This is a genomic window from Erysipelatoclostridium sp. An173 (assembly GCF_002160495.1).
Taxonomy (GTDB): domain Bacteria; phylum Bacillota_I; class Bacilli_A; order Erysipelotrichales; family Coprobacillaceae; genus Thomasclavelia; species Thomasclavelia merdavium.
Genome location: NZ_NFKR01000003.1, coordinates 65,229 through 89,260 on the forward strand (window position 1 = coordinate 65,229; position 24,032 = coordinate 89,260).

Sequence of the window (24,032 nt, forward strand, 5' to 3'; positions counted from 1 at the left end):
ACTACAACCGATAGTAAGTATTATAGCAGTTTTAGTTAAAAATTGCATTTTAATAAATAAAAAAGACGATGAACTCGTCTATTTAAAATTGCGGTTAAATCGATTACTTAAAGAATGTTCGTTTTTTAAAGCAGCAATAAAATCATTAATATAAACAACACACTCATCAATACTTTGGTTAAATAACTTTTCTAACGCAATAATATCTAAAGCAATTTTTTGATTTGGTTGATAATTAACAACAAAGCCTTGAAACCTTTTAAAAGTAAAGGTTATTTTTAATACCAAATAAATCAAGCCTCTTTTATACAATTGCGGAGCCACCAATAAACGATCATAAAATTTCATTCCTTTTAAACTCTTATAAATATCTTTAATGCTCGCTTGAGGATAAAAGATAGCAATATTACTAACAATATCATCATTAATATGGATATGATTAGCTAAATGAGTTTTTAAAGGATTCAAACCATCTTTGACCATAAAATAACGATCTAACTCAGTTTCTATTTCAAAATGAGTAGTTTTAGTCTTATCCATTATTTCATTTACTAAAGGATGACAATTACTATCTAAAATAAAGTGACAAACAAAACCACAAAGATACGCAAACTGAGCCTGACTTTTAGTATGTTGTAATGTTGTTATTGCTGGAAGTAAAAACTCACAAGCTTTTTGTTGATGAATAGCACTGCCTAAGCGATTGATTTTGCTATGTAAATAGGGCCGATTATAAAATAAAATATCCGGACCATGAAGACCAATATTATAAAAATCAATATTATCATTAATAATTTTTTTTAGCTGGTCATCAAGCTGTTTTAAAACGATTTTACCTAAACGATAATGACTATATGAAGCAGGCATTATTTTAATGTATCATATTCACTAGCTTTAAAACCAACTAAAACGCGATTTTCAGTTTCAACGATTGGTCTTTTAACAAGCATACCATCACTAGCTAGAAGTTCTAATTGTTCATCTTCACCCATTGTTGGTAATTTATCTTTTAAATTTAATTCACGATATTTTAATCCAGAAGTATTAAAGAATTTTTTAAGTGGCAAATTACTTTTTTTATATAAAGCATGTAGTTCTTCTTTGTTTAATTTTTCTTCAACAATATGACGATCCTGGTGCTCTAAACCAAGTTGATCTAAGTATTTTTTAGCTTTTTTACATGTACTGCATTTTGGATATTCAATAAAATTCAACATTTTTCTCACCTCGATTAATAGTTTACCTCATTTGACAATATAATAACAATATTATGCTTAATTATTTATAAAGGAAATAACACTTCCTAACAGATAGGAATTTTCCTATCTGTTAGGAAGTTTAATTATAGATATAAATCCTAAAAATGTGTTAGTATGATAGCGGAGTTGATGTCATGCTTAATAAACGTCAAAATCAAATTATTGACATATTAAATAATGATAATAATTGGATTACAGGGAAAGAACTTGCCAAATTATTAAATGTCTCTGATCGTACTATTAGATCAGATATCGATGTTATTAATAAGTTTTATGATTGTTTATTGATTAAATCAAATAAAAGATTAGGTTATCAAATTGATGAAGCTTTGCTTTTTAAACAAGATATTGAAACTAAGGAACTTATTCCTCAAAACTCACATGAACGTTGTGTTTATATCATTCGAGAGTTGTTATTTAAAAGCAAAGAAATTAATTTAATAGCTTTACAAGACCAGGTTTTTGTTAGTGGTTATTCAATTGATAATGATATTAAAAAGATTCGTAAGATGATAAGTGAATATCCTAGCTTAAAATTGATTAGATCAAAGAATTATATTAGCTTACGGGGAAATGAAGCAGATAAAAGAAAATTATATAAACAATTATTAACTGAGGAAACTCATGGTAATTTCTTGAATTTAAATTCAATTGCTGATTTATGGTCAAATTTTGATTTATTAGAAATTAAAGATATCCTTGAGGATGTTTGTGAATTGTATAATTATCAAATTCGTGAAATTGATTTTCCAATGATTATGATTCATGCTGGTGTTGCAATTGAAAGAATTATTAATCGTAATTATATTAATAGTAAAACTGCTAAACATCATTTAAATAATAATATTGAATATCAAATTTCATATGAGTTTTTTCATCGGGTTAGTAAAACAATTGATATTGAGTTAGTAGAAGATGAAGTTGTTTTATTTGCTCAATTATTAATTGGTAGTTATCAAAAAGATGATGAAGATGAAAATTTAGATAAGTTATTAAATCAAATTGTTGATGCTGTAATTAAAGAAGTAAAAGATTATTTTGATATTAATTTTTCTAAAGATAAGGATTTTAAGCTAGGCTTAAAAATGCATTTACAACTATTACTAGAAAGACAGCAAAACAATGTTACGATTACTAATATTTATCTTCAAGAGATAAAAAGAAAATACCCATTGGTTTTTGAAATGGCAATTAGAGCTGGTGAAGTAATTGCTGATATTTGCAAGATAAATGTTAAAGAAAATGAACTATCATTTTTAGCTTTACATTTAGGAGCTGCTTATGATCGTGTAAATTCGATTAAACGTTATCGAGCGGTTATAATTATCCCGCACAATCAAATGTTATCAAATATGTGTATTGATAAATTAAAACTTAGATTTGAAGAACGAATGGTAATTGTAAAAAGATATGGTTTTTATGAAGAAACGATGATAAAACAACAAGAACCAGATTTAATAATTACGACTGTACCATTAAAACATAATTTAAATATCCCGACAGTGCAAATAACATTATTTGTTAATTATGAAGATGAAAGTAAAGTTTTCCAGACTTTAAATCTTTTAGATAAACAACGTTATCATGAAGATTTTGTAGTATTAGTAAATGAATTAATACGACCAGATTTATTTCATGTAAAAAAACAAATGGCTAGTTCCAAAGAGGTTATTGATTTTTTATGTGATGAATTAATTAGTAAAAATTTAGCCGATGAAAGATATAAAGAAGATGTATTTAAACGTGAGTCAGTTTCGGCAACATCATTTGTAAATGGTTTTGCAGTACCACACTCGATTGAAATTACTTCAAAAGAATCTTGTATATCAATTATGATTTTAGATAAACCAGTAAAATGGGGTGATTTTGAGGTCAAATTAGTACTTTTATTAGCGATAAGAGATACCGATAGTCATCTGTTGAAAATATTTTTTGACTGGCTAAGTAGTATTGTTAGTGATTCTAATAAATTCAGACAGTTATTAGAGGTTAAAAATTATCAGGAATTTATTCAGCACGTTATTGAATAGGAGAATAAAATGGCAACTAAGGTAGAAAGAAAAAAAAGAAATAAAAAGAAAAAATATAATTATATTGATGCTTCAATGACAAAGCGTTTTATAAGTTACATAATTGACTGGTATGTTGGGGCTTTATGTACAGCAATTCCAATTGCAATTACATCACAAAAGTTAACTAATACAATGTTAAATCAAAACATTGTTGAATTTGAACAGCCTTATGGAATTATTTCCGGGGTAATAGCTGTATTATTTGCGATTTTCTATTTTGTGATAGTTCCAACTTATATTTATCCAGGACAAACAGTTGGTAAAAGAATTTGTAAAATTAAAATTGTTCAAAACAATAATGAACCAGTAACAATTAAAAATATGTTATTACGACAATTATTAGGAATTATTGTTATTGAAGGGGTATTAGTTACTGCTAGTGCTATTTGGCATGAAGTTATTACGATTATTACCCAAATTAATTTTGTAACGCCATTGATGTACGCTGGATTTGTAGTTACAGCAGTTAGTATTTTGTTGTATTTATTTAAAGGTGAACATCGTGCTTTACATGACTATATTGGAAATACTAAGGTAGTTTCATGCAATTAATTTCCTAATACTAGGAAAAATGAATAATAAAAAAAACGGGTAATAAATTTTATAATAATACTATAAGATAAGGAGAATTGATTATGGAAGGATTAGAATTAGTAAGTTTTAAAATTATTTCAGCAGTAGGAATGGCTAAATCAAGTTATATTGAAGCTATGAAGGCTGCAAGTGAGGGAGATTTTGAATTAGCTAAAGCTAAGATCAAAGAAGGAGAAGAATCATTTAATGGTGGACATAGTGCTCATGGTGAATTGATTCAAAAAGAAGCAAGCGGTGAACATGTTGTACCAACAATTTTATTGATGCATGCAGAAGATCAATTAATGTCAGCTGAAACTATTAAAGTAATGGCATTAGAAATCATTCGTTTAAATGAACGTGTTGCTGCATTAGAAAAATAGTAATAAGTATGAAAATACTGATTATAAAAAATAAAGGGAGGAAAAAAAGATGAAAAAAATTTATTTATTTTGTAGTGCTGGAATGTCTACAAGTATGTTAGCAAGCAATATGCAAGATGTTGCTAATCAACATAAATTACCAATTAAAGTAGCAGCTTTTCCACACAACAAACTAGAAGAAATCATTAGTAATGATCGTCCTGACTGTATTTTACTTGGACCACAAGTAAAATATATGTATGATGAAACAGTGGCTCAATTTGGAAGCCAAGGGATCCCTATTGCTGTAATCGACCAAGGTGATTATGGAATGATGAACGGAGAAAAAGTTCTTAAAACAGCAATTAAATTAATTAAGGGGAATAAAAAATAAAATAGAAAAGAGGGCAAACTATTATGATGAAAAAACTTGAAAAAGTTTTGATGCCTTTAGCGGAAGCTATTGGGCGTAACAAATATCTAGTTGCAATTCGTGATGGTTTCTTGGTTTCTACACCATTACTTATTGCCGGATCAATATTCTTATTAATTGGAAACTTTCCAATTACTGCATGGACTGATTGGTTAGAATCAGTTGTTGTTAATTCAAGCACTGGTGAAACATTAGCAACATTTATTGCTAAACCAGCAAGTGCAACATTTGATATCATGGCAATTTTTGCTGTTGTTGGTATTGCTTATTCATTTGCTCGTCAAATGAAAACTGACAAAATCTTTGGTGCAGCTGTTGCCATTATGTCATGGTTTTTAATTATGCCATATACAGTAGAAGGAACAATTACTGTAGGTGGTGAAGAAGTAGCAGCAAGCTTATCTGGTTTACCACTTGGATGGGTTGGTGCTAAAGGTATTTTTGTTGGTATCATTGTTTCTTTCATTGCCGTACATATTTATTCTTGGGTAGAGAAAAAAGGTTGGGTAATTAAAATGCCTAAAGGAGTACCTCCTACTGTTGAACAATCATTTGGAGCTTTAATTCCAGCAGTTATTGTTATGACAGTATTCTTCCTAATTAACTTATTATTTGGTTTCTTAGGAACAAACGTATTCCAAATTATTTTCGAATTCTTACAAACACCATTATTAAACTTAGGTGATACTTTAGGAGCAATGGTTATTGCTTATATCTTCTTACATTTATTCTGGTTCTTCGGGGTAAATGGTGGATCTGTAGTTGGAGCAGTATTTAATCCAATTTTACAAACTTTAGCAGTTGAAAACTTAGAATTCTTTAAAACAGGAGTTGGGGAAGGACATATTATTTGTCAACAATTCCAAGATTTATTTGCAACATTCGGTGGATGTGGTTCTACATTATCATTAATTATTGCAATGTTATTATTCTGTAAATCTAAACGTATTACTGAATTAGGTAAATTAGCATTAGTACCAGGTATCTTTGGTATTAACGAACCAATCGTATTTGGGTTACCAATCGTATTAAACCCAACTATGTTAGTTCCATTTGTTTTAGTACCGACGATGAATATCGTTATATCTTATTTTGCAATGGCTCTGGATTTTGTTCCAATTTGTAGTGGGGTTCAAATTCCATGGACAACACCAGTAATTATTTCAGGTTTATTAGCGACTAACTGGGTTGGAGCTATCTTGCAAGGATTATTATTAATTGCCGGTGTATTTATTTACATGCCATTTATTAAAATTATGGATAAACAATATTTAATTGATGAAGCTAATGCAGCAAACGAAGAAGAAGATGACGATTTCTCATTAGACGATTTATCATTTGATGATTTATAAAAGGAGGCAATAAAATGAAAGTAATTATGATTTATGATCAAATCCAATCTGGTGCAGGTATTAAAGACGATCATATGGTTCCTTTAGGCGCAACTAAAGATCCAGTAGGACCAGCAATTATGATGGAACCATACTTAAAAGCAGTAGGTGGTCGTGTTGTTGCTTGTCTATATTGTGGAGATGGTTTTTATGAAGCAAATCCTAAAGAAGTAAGTCGTAAATTATGTGCAATGGTTAATAAATTAAAACCAGATGTAGTAATTTGTGGACCAGCATTTAATTATTTAGGATATGGAAAAATGGCAGCAAATATTGCTTATGACATCAATCAAACTACAGATGTACCAGCATTTGCTGCAATGTCAAAGGAAAATGAAGAAACAATCAATGAGTTTAAAGATAAAGTTCATATTGTCGAAACGCCTAAAAAAGGTGGTACTGGTTTAAATGAAGCATTAGATGGAATGTGTAAATTAGCAAAAGCCTTAGTAGATAAAGAAGATCTAAATCCAATTACTTCAAAGTATTGTTTCTAAACTAAAAAGGATGCTAAGAAGCATCCTTTTGTTAAAAATAAAGGAGGAATTTATAAATGTGGGGTATTATCGCAACATGGCGAATGGCCATGGAAGGTATTAGCAAAGCTAGTGAAATGTTGGCAGAAGGAAAAGATGCTGGTGATGCTATTGAAACAGCAATTAGAGAAGTAGAAGATTTTCCATACTATAAATCAGTAGGATATGGTGGCTTACCTAATGAAGAAATGGAAGTAGAATTAGACGCTGCATTTATGGATGGTGATACACTTGATATTGGTGCTGTAGCTGCTATTAAAGATTATGCTAACCCAGTTAGTATTGCTAGAAGATTATCAAAAGAAAAAGTTAATAATCTTTTAGTTGGTGCTGGAGCAGAAAAATTTGCTCATAAAGAAGGATTTGAAAGAAAAAATATGTTAAGCGATCGTGCTAAAATTCATTATCGTAATCGTGTTAAAGAAGTTCAAGAACAAGAAATTAAACCATATGCTGGTCATGATACAGTAGGAATGGTTTGTCTAGATAGTCATGGTAAAATGACTTCAGCTACTTCAACAAGTGGATTATTTATGAAAAAAGCTGGTCGTGTTGGTGATTCACCAATTTCTGGTTCTGGATTCTATGTTGACAGTAAAGTCGGTGGTGCTAGTGCAACAGGACTTGGTGAAGATGTAATGAAAGGTTGCGTTGCTTATGAAATAGTTCGTTTAATGAAAGAAGGAATGCATCCACAAGCTGCTTGTGAAAAAGCTGTTAATGATTTTGATTTAGAATTAAAACAACGTCGTGGAAAAGCTGGTGATATGTCACTAGTAGCAATGAATAATAAAGGAGAATGGGGTGTTGCTACTAATATTGAAGGATTCTCATTTGCAGTGGCAACTGCTAATGAAAAACCAACTGTTTATTTAACTGAAAATATTGATGGTAAATGTGTTCATACAGTTGCTAGTCAAGAATGGTTAGATAATTATATGGCAACAAGAATGGCTCCATTAGAAGAAAAATAATATGGAAACAGAAATATTAAATAAAGTTGATGAAATATCAAAACAAATGATCGATGGCATTATTGATATTGTAAAAATTGATAGTGTTGAAAGTGAAGCTAAAGAAAATGCTCCATTTGGGACAGGAGTAAAAGAAGCTTTAGATAAAACATTAGCATTAGCGACGTCTTTAGGATTTAAAACAACTAATATTGATAATTATATTGGTTATGCTAGTTATGGTAGCAGTGATGATTATATTTGTGCCATCGGTCATTTAGATGTAGTACCTGTTAAAACAGGATGGAAACATCCGCCATTTAGCGGATACGTGGAAAATGGAACTATTTATAGTCGGGGAATATTAGATAATAAAGGACCTATTATATCTTGTTTATTTGCATTATATGCATTAAAGGAATTGAATATTGATTTAAGTCATGAAGTTAGAATTATTTTTGGCTGTGATGAAGAAAGTGGTTTTGAAGATTTGAAATATTATTTAAGTAAAGAAAAACCACCAATAATGGGATTTACTCCTGATTGTAAATATCCTGTTGTTTATGGTGAACGGGGACGGGCAGTAGTTAAAATCACAGGAAAACAAGATCAGTTAGAAAAATTCTTTAACTTAGTTAATGATTATATTTTAAATACTAAAAATAATGGTGAATGTTTTAATATCGATTTTAAAGATGAAGAATTTGGATTATTGGAAGTTAGAAATTATCAATTATTATTAGACCAAGATCCTAGTATTCAATTTAGTGTTAGTTATCCTGCTAACGTAAGTGTAGAAACAATTATTGATAATATTAAAAAAGCAGTATCTGATTTTGATGTAATTTTAGTAGATAATTATAATCCAGTTAAATTTGAAAAAGATTGTAAACTTGTTAAAACATTAGTATATACTTATGAAAAAGTAACCGGAAATGATGGTACACCAGTAACAACAACGGGAGGGACTTATGCAAAATTAATGCCAAATATCGTTCCTTTTGGTCCATCTTTCCCAGGTCAAAAAGGTATTGGTCATTTACCTAACGAATGGATGACAATCGAAGATATTATTACTAATGCTAAAATTTATGCTTTAAGTTTATATCATCTTGCAAAATAGAAAGTAGGGAAAACGAATGATTGAAATATGTTGTGGTAGTTACGAAGATGCCTTAAATGCTTATAATGGTGGCGCTAAAAGAATAGAATTAAATAGTGCTTTGCATTTAGGAGGTTTAACACCTAGTTTAGCTTCATTAAAAATGACTAAGGCTAATACTAACTTAACAGTAATCTGTATGGTTAGACCAAGGGGCGCAGGTTTTTGTTATAGTAAATCTGAGTATCGTCAAATGTTAATTGAAGCTAAAGATTTATTAGAAACAGGGGCAGATGGTCTTGCTTTTGGTTTCTTACATGAAAACCATGAGATTGATGTTGAAAGAACTAGAAAAATGGTTGAGTTATGTAAAAAATATCATAAAACAGCAGTATTTCATCGTGCTTTTGATTGTGTTAATGATCCATATAAGAGTATTGAGATTTTAATTGATTTAGGTGTTGATCGCTTACTTACAAGCGGTTTAAAAGCTAAAGCAATGGATGGAATTGAATTAATTAAAGAATTACAAGCAAAATATGGGGATAAAATTGAAATATTAGCTGGTAGCGGTGTTAATGCTAGTAATGCTAAAGAAATTGTTGAAATTGCAAAAATCAATCAAATTCATTCCTCTTGTAAAGATTGGCGAACTGATCCAACTACAAGTGGAAAAGATGTTAATTATTGTTATGGACCTGAAACTCATCAAAATGACTATGATGTAGTTAGTTTAGATTTGGTTAAAAAATTAGTAAAATTAGGATTATGAAAAAGAAAATCTGGTTTCGATATTTAATCACTGCTCTTGCTGTAATTGCATCATCATTTTTACAAACTTATGCTATTAAAGTATTTGTTGAACCGGCTAATTTATTATCAAGTGGTTTTACTGGGGTAGCAATTTTAATTGATCGTATTACTTCTTTATATGGTATCAGTTTTTCAACATCACTTGGGATGATTGCTTTAAATGTACCAGTTGCTATTTTGTGTTTTAAAAGTATCGGTAAAAAATTTGTTATTTCATCTTTGTGTCAGGTATTCTTAACAAGTTTTCTACTTAAAGTTTGTACTTTTCCACCATTGTTCGATGATGTGATCTTAAATGTATGTTTTGGTGGTTTTGTTTATGGTATTGCTACAGTAATAGCTTTAAAAGGAAATGCTTCAACAGCGGGAACTGATTTTATCGCTTTATATGTTTCTAATAAAAGCGGTCGGTCAATCTGGGGTTATGTCTTTGTCTTTAATACATGTATATTATGTATTTTTGGTTATATGTTTGGTTGGATTTATGCGGGATATTCAATTGTCTTCCAGTTTATTTCAACTAGAACTATTTCATCGTTCTATCAACGTTACAAACGTGTAACTTTACAAATAACAACTAAACATCCAGAACAAGTAGTTGATTTATATATTAAAAATTATCGTCATGGTATTTCAGTAATGAATGGTTATGGTGGCTATAGTAAAGCCCCAATGAGTTTATTACATACTGTTGTATCAGCTTATGAAGTACAAGATATTGTTCAATTGCTTCATGAAGGTGATGATAAAGCAATAATTAATGTAATTCCAACTGAAAATTTTATTGGTGGCTTTTATCAAGCACCAATCGATTAAGGACTATTTTTATAGTCCTTTTTAAATTATGTTATTTTGATAAAATAATAGCTTATATTTATGTTAGAATTACAGTGAAAAATAAACTAGTAAAAAGGGGGATATATATGAGTTATAGTATTACTCGTGAAGAGTTAAAAAAAGTTTTATTAGATGGTGACCAGCAACAGATAAAGAAATTAATTACTAATATTCACCCTGCCGATATTTTAGATATTCTTCATGAAGATGAAGATAGTATTAAAGAATTAATGGATCATTTACCTAATGATGTAGTTGCTAATATTATCGAAGAAGAAGACGACGAAGATGAACAATATGAATTGTTAAAATTATTTTCTGATGCCAAACAACGTAAAATCATAGATGAAATGTCTAAAGATGAAATTACTGATTTAATTGGGGAACTAGAAGAAAATGAAAAACAAGACATTTTAAATAAGATGGATCAAGATGATAAAGCTGATGTTGAAAAATTATTAACTTTTGAACCTGATACAGCTGGTGGAATTATGACTACTGAATATATTAGTATTCGTTCTGGAAATACTGTCGAAAAGACTTTAAAGTATTTACAAGAAAATACGGAACAAGATACTACTTATTATTTATATGTAGTAGATCCTCAAAATGTATTAAAAGGCGTCGTATCATTAAGAGATATTGTTAGTAGTACTTTTGATACTAAAATGATTGATATTACTAATCCTAATGTTAAATCAGTTTTATATAATGTTGACCAGGAAGAAGTTGCTCGAAAGTTTAAAAAATATGGTTTTATTATGATGCCTGTAGTAGATGAAGAAGATCATTTATTAGGGGTAATTGAATTCGATGATATCATTGATATTATGCAAGAAGAAAGTACTGAAGATATCAACTTATTAGGGGGTGTTGACTCTGAAGAACGTTTAGATTCAACTATCGAAGAATCTTTTAAAAGTAGAATTCCCTGGTTGATAATTAATCTTTTTACTGCAGTTTTAGCAGCTTCAGTAGTTAGTTTTTTTGAAGGAACAATTGCTCAAGTAGTTACTTTAGCTACAGTAATGCCAATTGTAACTGGTATGGGTGGTAATGCCGGAACTCAAACTTTAACAATCGTTGTTCGAGGATTATCACTTGGTGAAATGACAAAAGCCAACGCTATAAAAATAATGTTAAAAGAAATTGCAGTAGGAATGTGTAGTGGGATTATTATTGGTATTTTGGTTGCCATTGGTTCGATGATATTTGAAGGTAATCCAATATTTGGATTAGTTACTGGATTAGCGATGTTTTTAAATATGATCTTGGCTAATATTGCTGGTTACTTCATCCCAGTAATTTTAGATAAGTTGAAAATTGATCCAGCTCTTGCTAGTGGGGTATTTGTTACTACGGTTACTGATGTTTTAGGCTTTTTCTTCTTTTTAGGACTAGCAACAGTATTTTTACCATATTTAATTTAAATCAGGAGAAGATCAATGCAAATAAAATACGTAAAAAATAAGATATATAAAATTATTCTTATTTTATTAATTGTAATAACAATTTTATTGGGAATATATATTGCAGCGCTCCCTTTTACAAAAATAGATAATGAAATAATTATTGCCCTATTAGTAATTGTCATAATAGCTATTCCAGTAATCTATAATAAAGAAACTAATAATCGAGTAATGACACTAAATGAAGCTGGTTTTGTTGATAAATATGGTAAATTTCAATTTTCAAAGATGAAATCTGTTTTTTATTCAAGTAATCAAATTCAGATTTCTTATGATACTGGTAATTTAATTACTGATTATAATCAAGATTTAATTGATAAATTGAAAGAACAAAATATTGAATTTAATGATAAAAAGAAATCACTAAAAAAAATAAATTATCTTATATTATTAATAATGTTTTTTATCATTGGTTATTTATTTTATAATCTTTTTACAATTTTATTTGGCTTTTATTATGTTAAAAATTATGATTATGTAATTATTGATGGAATAAATTTAGTTTTACGAATATTAAAAGTTATCACTGGAATCGTTCTATTAATATTTTATCGTAATGTAAAAAAGAATAAGACGATCATAATTGTTTTGCTGACCTTTATGGCAATATTGATGATATCAAGTAATTTTATAAAAATTGATCATTACAACAATGTAAATGGTGATTATGTTTGTGTCTTAAAAAATAACAGATTAAGTATTTATAAAAATCTTATTAAAGAATACGGTGAATTTACAGATCGAATTAGTCATGTAAATAAATTTAAGGTTGTAACATTGACGGATAGTGATGATATTATAGTTTATCAAAAAGATAAAGAAACATTCTTACGACCTGTTTATCGTGATAAATTAAAAGAAACCAATATTAATGAAATCATCAATCAATATGATGGCTTTGGTTTTGCTAATCTAGAATATTTATTAATATTTGATAAAGGAACGGTAAGTGTTTCTAATCTTGAGGGTAATTATGATTATAAAACAATGTTTGTAAATCAACATTTATTAGAGGTGTATCAAAATAATAAGGTTATTGGTTATATTGTTTTAAATGATAAAATTGATGATGAATATTTTGATTATGAAAAGATGAATAGTATTGAATTTATTTGCTTAAACGATAATCAATTAAAATATAATCATCTAGAAATAGTTGAAAGTAGCGAAGCAGAAAATAACTATGATAATAGTACTACAAGTGATGATAGTGATATTATTGAAGATGAAGTATCTCCAGAAACTGATTTATCACCAGAAGTTGAGATGTCATGTAAGGAAGCTGTTGATCAAATGAATCAAATTATTGCTTCAGGAATTGAAAACTTTGAATCTACACCAGAATTTGTTAAAATAGAAGCTGTAAGTGATGATTATAATCAAATCATACTGGAAGTCGCTAAGCAATTTACAATTATCAATAATGATAATAATACACAAATTGATACTCAGATATTAAATATTAGTATTACATCAGGAGATATAAACGAATTTGGGGCTAGTGTCTTTGATCGTCAGGATATAACTAACCAGGAAAAGATAACTAATGATTATAAATATCGGGTAAAAAAAGCAGGTAATTATTATTTGGCTGCTCGTCTTAGTGAAAATAGTAATGTTGATGAAGGATTAGAGTTATTAGATAATCCTATTACAACTGATACATCATGGACAACTGATTTTATGTATCGAATTAAAGGAAAAGAATACCTGGGTAATTCCTGGTAATCAAGTGGAGGAAATATGGAAGAAAAGTTAGATGAAATTATTGTTTTATTAAAAAATATTGATCGTAATTTACAAGTGCTAGTTGATAAAGATAATGCTGTTAAAGTAAGTAAACCTAGTAATGAGGCAATTTTAAAACAATTTGAGGAAACAGAAAAGTTATTTAATAAAGTAATGAATAAAGGTAAGAAGGTTGATTAGGGTATAGGCGGCTATACCCTTTTTAATTAGTAACTTACATGATTGTAAGGTAAGGAGAAAAGTTATGAAGATATTAATTGTTGAAGATGATATTGAATTGAGAAAAGAGTTGAAAGTTTTATTAGATAATAATGGTTATCAAGGAATAATTTTAGATGATTTTAAAAATTCATTAAGCAGAATATTAGAAATTAATCCAGATTTAATTTTATTGGATATTAAAATACCCTATTTAAATGGCCAGCAATTATTAAAAAAATTAAGAGAAGTATCAAATGTACCTGTAATTATGGTTACAAGTAAAGATAGTGAAATAGATGAAATACTATCATATAGTTATGGGGTAGATGATTATATTACTAAACCATATAATCCAACTATCTTATTGTTACATATTGAAGCCATATTTAAACGGCTACAAAAAAATGAGCCTAAGTTAGAATATCATGGAGTTAAAATCAATTTATTGAAAAGTACGCTTGAAAAAGAAGATATGAGTTTATTGTTGTCGAAAAATGAAATGAGTATCTTTTATTATTTAGTAATTAATCAAGGAAAAATTGTTACTCGTGATGATATTATGAATTATTTATGGGGTACTGATAAGTTTATTGATGATAATACGTTAACTGTTAACATGACAAGATTAAGAAAGAAAATAGCTAAAATTGGGTTAGTTGATGTTATTGAAACAAGAAGGGATCAAGGGTATATATTAATATGAAATTACTAGATTATATTAAAGATCAGATTGTTTTGATATTATTGTATTTTACAATGATATTATTAGTGCAGTTTTTTTTAGTAATGTATCATTTACCAGCAACTTTAAAAGTATCTCTTTTGATTATAATGGTTTTATTTTTATTAATCGTTATTAGCTATGATTATTATCGAAAAAGTTTCTTTTATCAGGATTTTCAAAAAAAGTTAGATCAATTAGATAAAAAATGTTTAATTAGTGCCTTAATAACAAGACCAAATTTTTTAGAAGGACAGATTTTGTATGATTCGCTATACGAAATTGATAAAGCAACATATGAAGAAATAGAAAAATATCAACAAGAAGTAAGTGATTTTAAAGAGTATATTGAATTATGGATTCATGAAGTTAAGTTACCGATGGCTAGTACTAAGTTAATGATTCATAATCACGAAAGTAACGTTAGAAAACTCAAAGATCAAATTAATAAAATAGAAAATAATGTCGAATTAGTTTTATATTATGCTAGATTAGATAGCAGTGAAAAAGATTATTTAATAAAAAAATGTGATTTGAATCAGATCATAAAAAATGTTATTAAGAAAAATCAGGATAGTTTATTGTATCAAAATATTGCAATTAAAATAAAAAATATTGAAGCAACAGTATTGAGTGATAGCAAATGGTTAGAATTTATTATTAATCAGATAATTAGTAATAGTATTAAATATCACGGTGAAAGTGATTGTTTAATTAGTTTTAATGTTATTCAAAATAAAAATTATATTTCCTTGGAAATATTAGATAACGGAATTGGGATAAAAGATAGTGAATTACCATATGTTTTTGATAAATCGTTTACCGGAGAAAATGGTCGCCTTGTTTCTAGTGCTACAGGTATGGGATTATATATTGTCAAAAATTTATGTCATAAGTTAGGACATCAAATAGCTATTGAATCAAAACAAGGGAAGTATACTAAAGTGATAATCGATTTTAATAATGAAGATTATTACAAAGTTGTAAGATAGTGTAAGGTATTTCGATGTCATCTAGATTATCTGTTTTCTATAATAAAGATGTAAAGGAGAAAAAGATTATGAAAAAGATATTAGTAATTGAAAATATTAGTAAATATTATGGAAACAAGAGTAATCTAACAAAAGCAATTAATAATTTATCAATGTCAATTGATGAAGGAGATTTTGTGGCCATTATGGGGGCCAGTGGTTCTGGTAAAACAACTTTGTTAAACTTAATTTCTACGATTGATAGGGTTACTAGCGGTCATATTTATTTAAAAGGAATCGATATTACTAAGCTTAAAGGAAATAAATTGAATCAATTCAGACGCGAACAATTAGGATTTATTTTTCAAGAATTCAATTTATTAGACACTTTAACAGCTTATGAAAACATTGCTTTAGCTTTGCAAATTCAAAAAGTATCTTATCAGGAAATAGATAAACGAGTTAAAGAAGTCGCTAGTAAATTAGATATAAGTGATATTTTAGATAAATATCCATCACAAATGTCTGGTGGACAAAAACAAAGAGTAGCTAGTGCCAGGGCAATTATTACTAATCCCCAGTTAGTCCTAGCGGATGAACCTACGGGTGCTTTAGATTCCAAGAGTTCTAGGTTATTACTTGAAAGATTAAATAAATTAAATCAAGAATACAAAACGACTATTTTAATGGTTACTCATGATGCTTTTAGTGCTAGTTATGCTTCTAAAGTTATCTTTATTAAAGATGGTCAGATTTTTAATGAGTTTAGTCGTGGTAATCAAAGTCGCAAAGAATTTTTTGATAAGATCATCGATGTTGTTTCTCTATTAGGAGGCGATATTAGTGATGTTATTTAATCTATCGTTTAAAAATATTAAAAAGAGTTTTAAAGATTATGTTATTTATTTTGTAACTTTGATTTTAGGAATAACAATCTTTTATATTTTTAATTCTTTACAGTCCCAAACTGTTATGTTGGAAATTAGTGACTTGGCTAGAGATATTATTAAAATGATGAATGATATTTTATCAGGTGTAAGTGTTTTTGTTTCTTTTGTATTAGGATTTTTGATTGTTTATGCTAATCGCTTTTTAATGAAACGTAGGAAAAGAGAATTTGGTATTTATATGATATTAGGAATGTCTAAACAGCAGATTTCTAAGATTCTAATTGTAGAAACTTTAATTATTGGTTTAATATCATTGATTGTTGGTCTTGTTTTAGGAATTGTATTATCACAAGTGATGTCTATTATTGTAGCTAATATGTTTGAAGCTGATATGAATAGATTTACATTTGTATTATCAGGATCAGCATTATTAAAAACAATATGTTATTTTGGAATTATGTATTTATTAGTAATTGTTTTTAATACAGTCCAGGTTAATCGTCAACAATTAATAAATTTAATGACTGCTCATCAACAAAATGAATTAATTACTAATAAAAATCCAATTGTTTGTTTATTTGTATTTATTGGTGCGGTTTTACTTTTATCTTATGCTTATTATAACGTTACAAGTAATGTTGAAAATTTAACAACCTTTTTTTCAATAATCTTGCAAATGATCTATGGAGCCGTAGCAACATATTTAATTTACTGGTCTTTATCAGGATTATTATTAAAATTAGTTTTGAAAATTAAATCAGTCTATTTTAAAAACTTAAATAGTTTTACTGTTAGTCAGGTTGTCAGTAAAATTAATACTACAATACTATCAATAACCGTTATTTGTTTATTACTCTTTTTAACAATTTGTATATTCTCAAGTACTGTGGCTTTAAATGATAGTGCTAATAGTGAAATTGATGAATTAGTACCAGTCGATTTACAAATGATTACAAATGTAAAAGATAGTCAAATGACAGTAAAAGAATATTTAAATAGTAATAATATAAATTTAAATGATGAGATTAATTTACAAGAAGAATTAAATTTTGAAACTTATTATAGTGATGAATTAACATATGGTGATACCTATGGCAATATGTATAGCGATGTTAGTGAGGAATTTTTAAATGAGCATGAACGTATAATAGGAGTGAGTGCATATAATCAAGTAGCTAAACTATATAATTTACCAACCTATCAATTAGAAAATGAATATGTGGTAATGGGTAATTATAACAATGTTTGTAATATTAGAAATATGGTTTTAAAAAATAAACCTGATATTGAATTAAATGGCAAGGTTTATCATAGTAAATTTGCTTCTTGTCAATATGGTTTTTTAACGATTCAATCAAGTCCAGCTGATATGGGATTTTATATCGTACCTGATGAAGCAGTAAAGAATTTGAATGTTGATGAAAGCTTTTTGATAGGTAATTATAGTAGTAGTAAAGCTAAAAGAGATGAAATTAATGAAAAACTATTAGGATATCGTAGTGATGATTTAATTGTTACTACTAAACTAGAGATTGCTACTAATAATATCGGAACTGGAGCAATGGTTATCTTTATTGGTTTATATATTGGATTAGTATTTTTAATTTCATGTGCAGCAATATTGGCTTTGAAAGAATTATCACAATGTATTGATAATAAAGAAAAGTATCAGATTTTACGAAAAATAGGTGTCGATGAAAAGATGATCAATAAATCATTATTTATTCAAATTGCAATATATTTTGCTTTTCCATTAATTTTAGCTTTGATTCATTCTGTTTTTGGAATTCAAGTATGTAAATTAATGTTAGAGTCATCAGGTCAATTAAATGTTTTTGGTGCTATTAAGATAACAATATTATTTTTAATTATCATTTATGGTGGTTATTTTTATATCACTTATTTATCAGCTAAAAATATTATCAAAGAAAGATGAAATGAAGGAAATTTCCTTCATTTTATCTTAAAATATTTTTCTGGCTCTGACGATAATAATTTCTGGTTTTTCTTGATCATGAAAACATTCTTCATAAAAACCATCAATAACAAAACCATTTTTAAAACATACATTAAAGATGTCTTGTAGTGATCGATGATAATAGCATTGTTTTTTAGGTTGCCCATCAATTGCAATATCATAATAACTATGAGCGCTCATATATTTATCAGTTAAAGTAACAAAACAGGGATGTTGAGTTGCAAATACAAAAGTTCCATTTTCAATTAATAGCTCATTAACACATTTAAATAGGGTAGATATTTCAAAAATATCCATTATTGCCATATTAGAAACAGCTTTAGTATACGGGAGATCTTTTTTTAATGTCATTAGACTTTGTTTATTTGTAGCATCAATAACATGAAATTCAATTTTATTAATATAACGTGCTTGTCTTTTTTTAGCTAGTTCAATCATTTTTGAAGAATAATCAAAAGCAACAACATTTACACCCTGATTAACTAAATATGCAGAATAATTACCATTACCACAAGCAATATCTAAGACATAGTCATCTTTTTGAATATCAAGTAATTTATTTACTTTAGGGCGAACTACTTCACGATGAAACTGATTAGAATTATCTCCCATACACTCATCCCAAAATTTAGCATTAGTTTGCCAGGCCTCTAAACTATCTTCAAGTGAATATTTCATTAAGGTCACCTCACATTTTATAAAATTATAACAAATTTTAAGGGCAATAAATACTAGTTATTATATTTCTTGACAGATAAATATGATTATTATAGATTTATATCATACTGTTTTAGTAGGAAAAGAGTGAAAGAATGATTTTTGATGACTTTATAAGAAAATTGTATTTTGAACGATGTTGGTAAACTGTCAAGTATAAAATAATTTAAAGAAAAGAGGACAGTTTATATGAATATTTTAGAATTAGGAGCGCTATTATTAGCGGGAGTATTTTTTATTATTATTTATTATATGGATAAAGTAAAAAAAATTGATTTTAGTATCTTAACGATATTAGGATTGGTTTTTGGGATTATTGTAGGAATTGTATTTAAAGGATATTATCGTTATTTAGAAGCCATTGGTAATATTTATTCGAATTTGATTTTAGCAACTGTAATTCCTTTATTGTTTTTTAGTATTATTTCTAGTATTACCGATTTAGATAGTTCAATTAGACTTAAAAAAATAGGGGCTAAAACAATTTTCTTTTTATTGTTGAATACATTTTTAGCAGCAGTGATTACGTTAATATTAGCAGTAGTTAGTAACGTTGGTTCAGGAATCAATTATCAGTTAGCTAATAATTATGAAGCTGTTAATGTTCCTGATTTTATTGATACGATCGTTAATCTATTTCCTAAAAATCTTGCTGATAGTTGGGTAAATGGTGAAGTAGTACCAATAGTTGTTTTTTGTATAATAATAGCAATTGCTTATAATAAAGCTGCTACTAATAGCCAAAAGGAAATATTATTGTTTAAAAAATTTATTGATGCTGGTAATGCAGTAATGAAAGAAGTAATTAACTTTGTTATTAGTTTTACACCATATGCTGTTTTAGCATTGATTGCAAGAGCAGTAAGTAAAAGTACAATTGTTGAACTAATACCATTAGTTAGTGTTATGTTTTTAGCTTATTTAATATGCCTCATTCAAATTTTTGGTGTTAGTAGTTTATTATTAAAAATAGCTGGATTAAAACCATTAACTTTTTTTAAAGGAATCTGGCCAGCTGGAATAGTTGCTTTTACTAGTCAAAGTAGTATTGGAACTATTCCAATTACGGTTAAACAATTAACAAAAATAGGGGTTAATGAAGATATTGCTAGTTTTGTAACTAGTTTAGGAGCCAATTTAGGAATGCCAGGATGTGCTGGAATGTGGCCGATATTGTTAGCAATTTTAGCAATTAATGTATTAAATATTAATTATACTTTAGGGCAGTATTTATTTTTAATTGTTTTAGCAGTTGTAGTTTCTTTAGGTACGGTAGGAGTTCCAGGTACAGCGACTATAACGGCAACAGCATTATTTGCAAGTGCTGGTTTACCGATAGAAATAATTGTCATCTTAGCACCAATATCAAGTATCGTTGATATGATTAGGACTGCTACTAATGTTACCGGAGCTTCATTAGCTGCTATATTAGTAGCCAAAAGTGAAAAGCAAATAGATTTAGATAAATATTATTTAAATCAAAAAGTATAAATAAAAAAGAAAAATGAATTATTAAGGGAGTATATAATATCGAGGTGATATAAATATGGTTAAACGACCAGATAAAATCTATGATTTTAAAAACGACTTTATGTTTAAACACTCCCTTGGTAATGATCAAGATCCTGACGCTAAATATCTTTTAAAACTTTTTATTGAAGGTATCTTAGGTATTGTTTGTAAATCAATTACTATTTTAAATCCTGATCTTGTCGTTGAAAATATCGAAGACAAAGATATGGTCCTCGATATTCGAGCTCAGTTGGATAATGGTGATTATGTCAACATTGAAATGCAAAGTTCAGCTTTTTCTAAAAATCAATATCAAAGATTTCAGATTTATGGAGCATCATTATTATCCCGACAAGAAAAAACCGGCGATGATTATAAAGAAAAGATCCGGCATGTTTATCAGATAATTTTTATTGATGGCATCGATAAAAATAATTTGAAGCTGTACGATAAATATGAAAGCCGTAATGAAGAAGGGAAAGTAGAGCAGTATAATCTAATAACAAGAGTCTATGTTCAAATGCCGTATATCAACATTATAAAAAAACAAAAAGAACTAAAAGAATTCAGTGAATTAGAAAAAGGGATCTACATATTTGAAAACGGATTGACAGATGATATAATGGCATTAAAGGGACATAAGGTGATTGAAGTTATGAAAAACAAGATAGATAAGTTCAACAAAGATGAAGAGTTAAGAGATATGGCCTATAAAAGAAGCTTAAATCGCTGGGCAAATGAACAGGATAAACAAGATATGTATGAAAAAGGAAAAGAAAAAGGAATCATAGAAAAAAACAGAGAGAAAACAAAACAGTTATTTAAAAAATATTATCCTGATGAAAATCCAGATATCTTAGATAATTTAAACAATGAACAATATGATAGAATATTTGAAATGATACTGGATAATTGTAGTGTTGCAGAAATTAAAGAAATGATAAAATAATATTTAAAGGATTAAACTAAAATTATTGGTTTAATCTTTTTATTTTAAAATATATTGTTATTTATTCTAATTATAAAAGCTAAGCATATATATTGATAAATGAGGAATGTTTCTATTTAAAAACATTGATTAAAACAGTATAATTAATATTGTATTATGATATCTATTGTGATATATTGTAGACAGATATTAGATAGAGGCGCGAAATGTTAAGAAACTAATATTGATGATGCTGCAACTATGATGTTAGTAGAGGGGCTTTCGCCGAAGGGGTAAATAATTGCAGTTATTTATTCTCTGGGTTTATAGAGAACATCTATAAGACTGTCATTATCTTTTGATAATGGTGAGCTATCATTGTTCATACGCTGTTTATGTTGCAATGATACTCATTGCAACTTTTTTTGTAAAGGAGAGAACAATGATGGAAAAGGTTATTGATGCAGTGAGCTATGAGGACAATATTATACAACTACAACTAAAAAATGTTCCTAAGCATCCTATGATAATTGCAAAAATTTTTACAATTATTAGTGAATGTGGTGTTAACGTAGATATGATTTCTCAAGTTATGATTGAAGATGCGATGCAAATCGAGATTACATTAGATGAAAAATATCAAAAAAATCTTAATGAAGCAATTTTACGTTTAAAAGAAGAAGTACAGCAGCTAGAAATTGCAACTAATCGTAAATATTTTAAGATTGCTCTTGGGGGTAAACGATTAGAAACAACTCCAGGTGGTGCCGCTCAAGTATTTAAAGTTTTAGGTGAAAATAATATTCATTTTTACCAGGTTACTACTTCTAAGCGAACTATTTCAGTTATTGTCGATAAAAAGCATCGTAATTTAGCGATGGAAAAGTTAAATGAAGCTTTTGGCTTAAATATATAAGGAGGTTATTATGGCTATTTTTGAAGGTAGTGCAGTTGCACTAGTATTACCAATGCATGAAGATGGAAGCATTGATTATGATAGTTTTAGAAAACAGGTACAAAGAATGATTGACGGTGGGGTTCAAGCTTTATTAGTTAATGGAACTACAGGAGAAACACCAACTATTCATATTGATGATGAATTTGAATTATTAGATATTACATTAGAAATGGCAGCAGGAACTGGAATAAAAGTTATTGCAGGTGCTGGTTCAAATGATACAGCAACAGCATTAACAAAAGCAAAATACGCTAAAGAAAAAGGTGCTGATGCGATTTTAGTTGTTACACCATATTACAACAAAACTAGTCAACGTGGTTTAATAAAACATTATACAACAATCGCAGATGCTGTTGATATTCCAATGATTCTTTACAATGTACCAGGAAGAACAGGAATTAATATTAGTGTAGATACAGTTGTCGAATTAGCTAAACATAAAAATATCGTTGCGATGAAAGATGCAACAGATAACATTGCTTATGCAATGGAAGTTTTAGCTAAGACTCAAGGAATGGATTTTGATTTATATTCAGGGTGTGATGATAATATCTTGCCATTTATTTGTGCTGGTGGAAAAGGTGTAATTTCGGTATTATCAAATTTATATCCACGTCAAACTGAATTGTTAGCACAATTAGCATTAAAAGGTGATTTACCACGAGCTCAAGAATTAGCATTTGCTTTAGAGCCGGTAAGTCGTTATTTATTCATAGATGTAAATCCAATTATGCCTAAAGCAGCTTTAGCACATATGGGAATTTGCAAAGAAACTGTTAGATTACCATTAGTTGAAACAACAGAAGAAAATAAAAAATTATTATTTGATGCTATGTCAGCATTTGAAAAGTTGGGGTTTTAAAATGAAAGTAATAGTATACGGATATGGATTAATGGGTAAAAAAGTTGCCCATAAAGTAAGAAGTCAAGAAAATATGGAGTTAGTAGGTGTAGTTAGTTATGAATTTGATGAAAAAGTTCCTGAAAAAAGCTACTCTTCATTAGCTGAATGTGATGAAAAAGCCGATGTCATCATCGACTTTTCTCACCCTAATAATTTAGATGATATTTTAGATTATGCACTTGCTAATAAAACAAAATTAGTAATCGCTACAACAGGTTATAGCGAAGAACAATTAAATAAAATTGAAGAAGCATCTAAAAAAATACCAATCTTTCAATCTTATAATACTTCTTTTGGGGTTCAGATGTTTACAAAAATGTTACGAGCTTTTGCAAAAGAATTTTTTGAAGCAGGTTTTGATATTGAGATTTTAGAAAAACATCATAATCAAAAAATTGATGCACCATCAGGAACTGCTAAACTTTTATATGAAGTTATGGCAGAAGAAATCGACGGTGTTGAAGCTGTATATGATCGTAGTAGTTTACATGAAAAACGTAAACATGAAAGTATCGGAATTCAGGCAATGCGTGGAGGAACGATTTTTGGTGAACACACTGTAATGTTTGCAGGAAATGATGAGATTATCGAAATTAAACATACAGCTTTATCAAAAGAAGTATTTGTCCAAGGTGCTATTAGTGCAGCATATGCATTATTAGATAAAGACCATGGATTATATACTTTAAAATCATTATATTAA

General features: G+C 28.3%; 25 protein-coding genes and 1 riboswitch. Of the genes, 22 read left to right on the plus strand and 3 right to left on the minus strand.

Annotated elements, in window-relative coordinates; genetic code table 11:
* Positions 1–78: 78 nt before the first annotated feature.
* Complete coding sequence (locus B5F09_RS02015; protein WP_087371049.1) at positions 79–867, minus strand: zinc dependent phospholipase C family protein; 789 nt, start codon at positions 865–867, stop codon at positions 79–81.
* On the minus strand, positions 867–1,217 hold the full coding sequence (locus tag B5F09_RS02020; protein WP_087371053.1) for an arsenate reductase family protein: 351 nt from the start codon (positions 1,215–1,217) through the stop codon (positions 867–869). Before B5F09_RS02020 ends, B5F09_RS02015 begins: the two co-directional genes overlap by 1 nt.
* Positions 1,218–1,393: 176 nt before the next feature.
* On the opposite strand from B5F09_RS02020, the gene B5F09_RS02025 reads away from it, so the two are divergent.
* The 17 genes from B5F09_RS02025 (at position 1,394) to B5F09_RS02105 (ending at position 18,268) form a co-directional block, all read left to right on the plus strand.
* Entirely contained in the window at positions 1,394–3,289 is a 1,896-nt protein-coding gene (locus B5F09_RS02025) for a BglG family transcription antiterminator (RefSeq protein WP_087371056.1), read from the plus strand.
* Between the two features lie 9 nt (positions 3,290–3,298).
* On the plus strand, positions 3,299–3,883 hold the full coding sequence (locus B5F09_RS02030; protein ID WP_087301821.1) for an RDD family protein: 585 nt from the start codon (positions 3,299–3,301) through the stop codon (positions 3,881–3,883).
* An 83-nt stretch (positions 3,884–3,966) separates the two neighbouring features.
* Complete coding sequence (locus tag B5F09_RS02035) at positions 3,967–4,287, plus strand: PTS lactose/cellobiose transporter subunit IIA (protein ID WP_087301819.1); 321 nt, start codon at positions 3,967–3,969, stop codon at positions 4,285–4,287.
* Positions 4,288–4,336: 49 nt separating this feature from the next.
* Complete coding sequence (locus B5F09_RS02040) at positions 4,337–4,660, plus strand: PTS sugar transporter subunit IIB (RefSeq protein WP_087301817.1); 324 nt, start codon at positions 4,337–4,339, stop codon at positions 4,658–4,660.
* Positions 4,661–4,683: 23 nt separating this feature from the next.
* Positions 4,684–6,051 (plus strand): PTS sugar transporter subunit IIC, encoded by a 1,368-nt coding sequence (locus B5F09_RS02045; RefSeq protein WP_087371059.1) that lies wholly within the window; start codon positions 4,684–4,686, stop codon positions 6,049–6,051.
* A 14-nt stretch (positions 6,052–6,065) separates the two neighbouring features.
* Positions 6,066–6,587 (plus strand): GrdB-related putative oxidoreductase, encoded by a 522-nt coding sequence (locus B5F09_RS02050; protein WP_087301813.1) that lies wholly within the window; start codon positions 6,066–6,068, stop codon positions 6,585–6,587.
* 56 nt (positions 6,588–6,643) lie between these two features.
* A complete protein-coding gene (locus B5F09_RS02055) occupies positions 6,644–7,600 on the plus strand; it encodes a N(4)-(beta-N-acetylglucosaminyl)-L-asparaginase (protein WP_087301811.1) in 957 nt (318 codons plus the stop codon).
* A gap of 1 nt (position 7,601) precedes the next feature.
* Complete coding sequence (locus B5F09_RS02060) at positions 7,602–8,702, plus strand: Sapep family Mn(2+)-dependent dipeptidase (RefSeq protein ID WP_087371063.1); 1,101 nt, start codon at positions 7,602–7,604, stop codon at positions 8,700–8,702.
* Between the two features lie 16 nt (positions 8,703–8,718).
* Positions 8,719–9,453 carry a copper homeostasis protein CutC gene (locus B5F09_RS02065; protein ID WP_087301807.1) on the plus strand — a complete coding sequence of 245 codons (735 nt, stop codon included), beginning with the start codon at positions 8,719–8,721 and terminating at the stop codon, positions 9,451–9,453.
* Positions 9,450–10,310: a YitT family protein gene (locus tag B5F09_RS02070; protein WP_087371066.1), complete on the plus strand. Its 861-nt coding sequence runs from the start codon at positions 9,450–9,452 to the stop codon at positions 10,308–10,310. Before B5F09_RS02065 ends, B5F09_RS02070 begins: the two co-directional genes overlap by 4 nt.
* A 107-nt stretch (positions 10,311–10,417) precedes the next feature.
* Positions 10,418–11,761, plus strand: a complete 1,344-nt coding sequence (gene mgtE, locus B5F09_RS02075; RefSeq protein WP_087371069.1) for a magnesium transporter — start codon at positions 10,418–10,420, stop codon at positions 11,759–11,761.
* A 15-nt stretch (positions 11,762–11,776) separates the two neighbouring features.
* Positions 11,777–13,528: a hypothetical protein gene (locus B5F09_RS02080; protein ID WP_087371072.1), complete on the plus strand. Its 1,752-nt coding sequence runs from the start codon at positions 11,777–11,779 to the stop codon at positions 13,526–13,528.
* Positions 13,529–13,543: 15 nt separating this feature from the next.
* Positions 13,544–13,729, plus strand: a complete 186-nt coding sequence (locus B5F09_RS02085) for a hypothetical protein (RefSeq protein WP_087301799.1) — start codon at positions 13,544–13,546, stop codon at positions 13,727–13,729.
* A gap of 64 nt (positions 13,730–13,793) precedes the next feature.
* The gene (locus tag B5F09_RS02090; RefSeq protein WP_087301797.1) at positions 13,794–14,453 is read left to right on the plus strand and encodes a response regulator transcription factor; all 660 of its coding nucleotides are present in this window, start codon (positions 13,794–13,796) and stop codon (positions 14,451–14,453) included.
* Positions 14,450–15,463 (plus strand): sensor histidine kinase, encoded by a 1,014-nt coding sequence (locus B5F09_RS02095; protein WP_087371075.1) that lies wholly within the window; start codon positions 14,450–14,452, stop codon positions 15,461–15,463. Before B5F09_RS02090 ends, B5F09_RS02095 begins: the two co-directional genes overlap by 4 nt.
* 68 nt (positions 15,464–15,531) lie before the next feature.
* On the plus strand, positions 15,532–16,299 hold the full coding sequence (locus B5F09_RS02100; RefSeq protein ID WP_087371078.1) for an ABC transporter ATP-binding protein: 768 nt from the start codon (positions 15,532–15,534) through the stop codon (positions 16,297–16,299).
* Positions 16,289–18,268 (plus strand): ABC transporter permease, encoded by a 1,980-nt coding sequence (locus B5F09_RS02105; protein ID WP_087371081.1) that lies wholly within the window; start codon positions 16,289–16,291, stop codon positions 18,266–18,268. The genes B5F09_RS02100 and B5F09_RS02105 overlap by 11 nt, the downstream gene beginning before the upstream one ends.
* A 27-nt stretch (positions 18,269–18,295) precedes the next feature.
* On the opposite strand, the gene B5F09_RS02110 is transcribed toward B5F09_RS02105, so the two are convergent.
* Entirely contained in the window at positions 18,296–18,988 is a 693-nt protein-coding gene (locus B5F09_RS02110; RefSeq protein ID WP_087371084.1) for a class I SAM-dependent methyltransferase, read from the minus strand.
* 228 nt (positions 18,989–19,216) lie between these two features.
* On the opposite strand from B5F09_RS02110, the gene B5F09_RS02115 reads away from it, so the two are divergent.
* From B5F09_RS02115 to dapB, 5 genes are all read left to right on the plus strand, one after another.
* The gene (locus B5F09_RS02115; protein ID WP_087371086.1) at positions 19,217–20,518 is read left to right on the plus strand and encodes a dicarboxylate/amino acid:cation symporter; all 1,302 of its coding nucleotides are present in this window, start codon (positions 19,217–19,219) and stop codon (positions 20,516–20,518) included.
* A 55-nt stretch (positions 20,519–20,573) separates the two neighbouring features.
* On the plus strand, positions 20,574–21,488 hold the full coding sequence (locus B5F09_RS02120; protein WP_087371088.1) for an Rpn family recombination-promoting nuclease/putative transposase: 915 nt from the start codon (positions 20,574–20,576) through the stop codon (positions 21,486–21,488).
* Between the two features lie 186 nt (positions 21,489–21,674).
* Positions 21,675–21,850, plus strand: a riboswitch (Lysine riboswitch).
* Positions 21,851–21,912: 62 nt separating this feature from the next.
* Positions 21,913–22,383, plus strand: a complete 471-nt coding sequence (locus B5F09_RS02125) for an ACT domain-containing protein (protein WP_087301783.1) — start codon at positions 21,913–21,915, stop codon at positions 22,381–22,383.
* 10 nt (positions 22,384–22,393) lie between these two features.
* On the plus strand, positions 22,394–23,287 hold the full coding sequence (gene dapA, locus B5F09_RS02130) for a 4-hydroxy-tetrahydrodipicolinate synthase (RefSeq protein WP_087301781.1): 894 nt from the start codon (positions 22,394–22,396) through the stop codon (positions 23,285–23,287).
* A gap of 1 nt (position 23,288) precedes the next feature.
* Positions 23,289–24,032, plus strand: coding sequence for a 4-hydroxy-tetrahydrodipicolinate reductase (dapB, locus tag B5F09_RS02135; protein ID WP_087301779.1), 744 nt, complete (start codon positions 23,289–23,291; stop codon positions 24,030–24,032).

Coding starts and splice junctions, on each gene's coding strand:
- B5F09_RS02065 (WP_087301807.1), top strand. CDS start 8,719: ATGATTGAAATATGTTGTGGTAGTTACGAAGATGCCTTAAATGCTTAT.
- B5F09_RS02115 (WP_087371086.1), top strand. CDS start 19,217: ATGAATATTTTAGAATTAGGAGCGCTATTATTAGCGGGAGTATTTTTT.
- B5F09_RS02040 (WP_087301817.1), top strand. CDS start 4,337: ATGAAAAAAATTTATTTATTTTGTAGTGCTGGAATGTCTACAAGTATG.
- B5F09_RS02020 (WP_087371053.1), bottom strand. CDS start 1,217: ATGTTGAATTTTATTGAATATCCAAAATGCAGTACATGTAAAAAAGCT.
- dapB (WP_087301779.1), top strand. CDS start 23,289: ATGAAAGTAATAGTATACGGATATGGATTAATGGGTAAAAAAGTTGCC.
- B5F09_RS02125 (WP_087301783.1), top strand. CDS start 21,913: ATGGAAAAGGTTATTGATGCAGTGAGCTATGAGGACAATATTATACAA.
- B5F09_RS02060 (WP_087371063.1), top strand. CDS start 7,602: ATGGAAACAGAAATATTAAATAAAGTTGATGAAATATCAAAACAAATG.
- B5F09_RS02070 (WP_087371066.1), top strand. CDS start 9,450: ATGAAAAAGAAAATCTGGTTTCGATATTTAATCACTGCTCTTGCTGTA.
- mgtE (WP_087371069.1), top strand. CDS start 10,418: ATGAGTTATAGTATTACTCGTGAAGAGTTAAAAAAAGTTTTATTAGAT.
- B5F09_RS02110 (WP_087371084.1), bottom strand. CDS start 18,988: ATGAAATATTCACTTGAAGATAGTTTAGAGGCCTGGCAAACTAATGCT.
- B5F09_RS02090 (WP_087301797.1), top strand. CDS start 13,794: ATGAAGATATTAATTGTTGAAGATGATATTGAATTGAGAAAAGAGTTG.
- B5F09_RS02025 (WP_087371056.1), top strand. CDS start 1,394: ATGCTTAATAAACGTCAAAATCAAATTATTGACATATTAAATAATGAT.
- B5F09_RS02050 (WP_087301813.1), top strand. CDS start 6,066: ATGAAAGTAATTATGATTTATGATCAAATCCAATCTGGTGCAGGTATT.
- B5F09_RS02100 (WP_087371078.1), top strand. CDS start 15,532: ATGAAAAAGATATTAGTAATTGAAAATATTAGTAAATATTATGGAAAC.
- B5F09_RS02120 (WP_087371088.1), top strand. CDS start 20,574: ATGGTTAAACGACCAGATAAAATCTATGATTTTAAAAACGACTTTATG.
- dapA (WP_087301781.1), top strand. CDS start 22,394: ATGGCTATTTTTGAAGGTAGTGCAGTTGCACTAGTATTACCAATGCAT.
- B5F09_RS02105 (WP_087371081.1), top strand. CDS start 16,289: ATGTTATTTAATCTATCGTTTAAAAATATTAAAAAGAGTTTTAAAGAT.
- B5F09_RS02015 (WP_087371049.1), bottom strand. CDS start 867: ATGCCTGCTTCATATAGTCATTATCGTTTAGGTAAAATCGTTTTAAAA.
- B5F09_RS02095 (WP_087371075.1), top strand. CDS start 14,450: ATGAAATTACTAGATTATATTAAAGATCAGATTGTTTTGATATTATTG.
- B5F09_RS02055 (WP_087301811.1), top strand. CDS start 6,644: ATGTGGGGTATTATCGCAACATGGCGAATGGCCATGGAAGGTATTAGC.
- B5F09_RS02035 (WP_087301819.1), top strand. CDS start 3,967: ATGGAAGGATTAGAATTAGTAAGTTTTAAAATTATTTCAGCAGTAGGA.
- B5F09_RS02045 (WP_087371059.1), top strand. CDS start 4,684: ATGATGAAAAAACTTGAAAAAGTTTTGATGCCTTTAGCGGAAGCTATT.
- B5F09_RS02080 (WP_087371072.1), top strand. CDS start 11,777: ATGCAAATAAAATACGTAAAAAATAAGATATATAAAATTATTCTTATT.
- B5F09_RS02030 (WP_087301821.1), top strand. CDS start 3,299: ATGGCAACTAAGGTAGAAAGAAAAAAAAGAAATAAAAAGAAAAAATAT.
- B5F09_RS02085 (WP_087301799.1), top strand. CDS start 13,544: ATGGAAGAAAAGTTAGATGAAATTATTGTTTTATTAAAAAATATTGAT.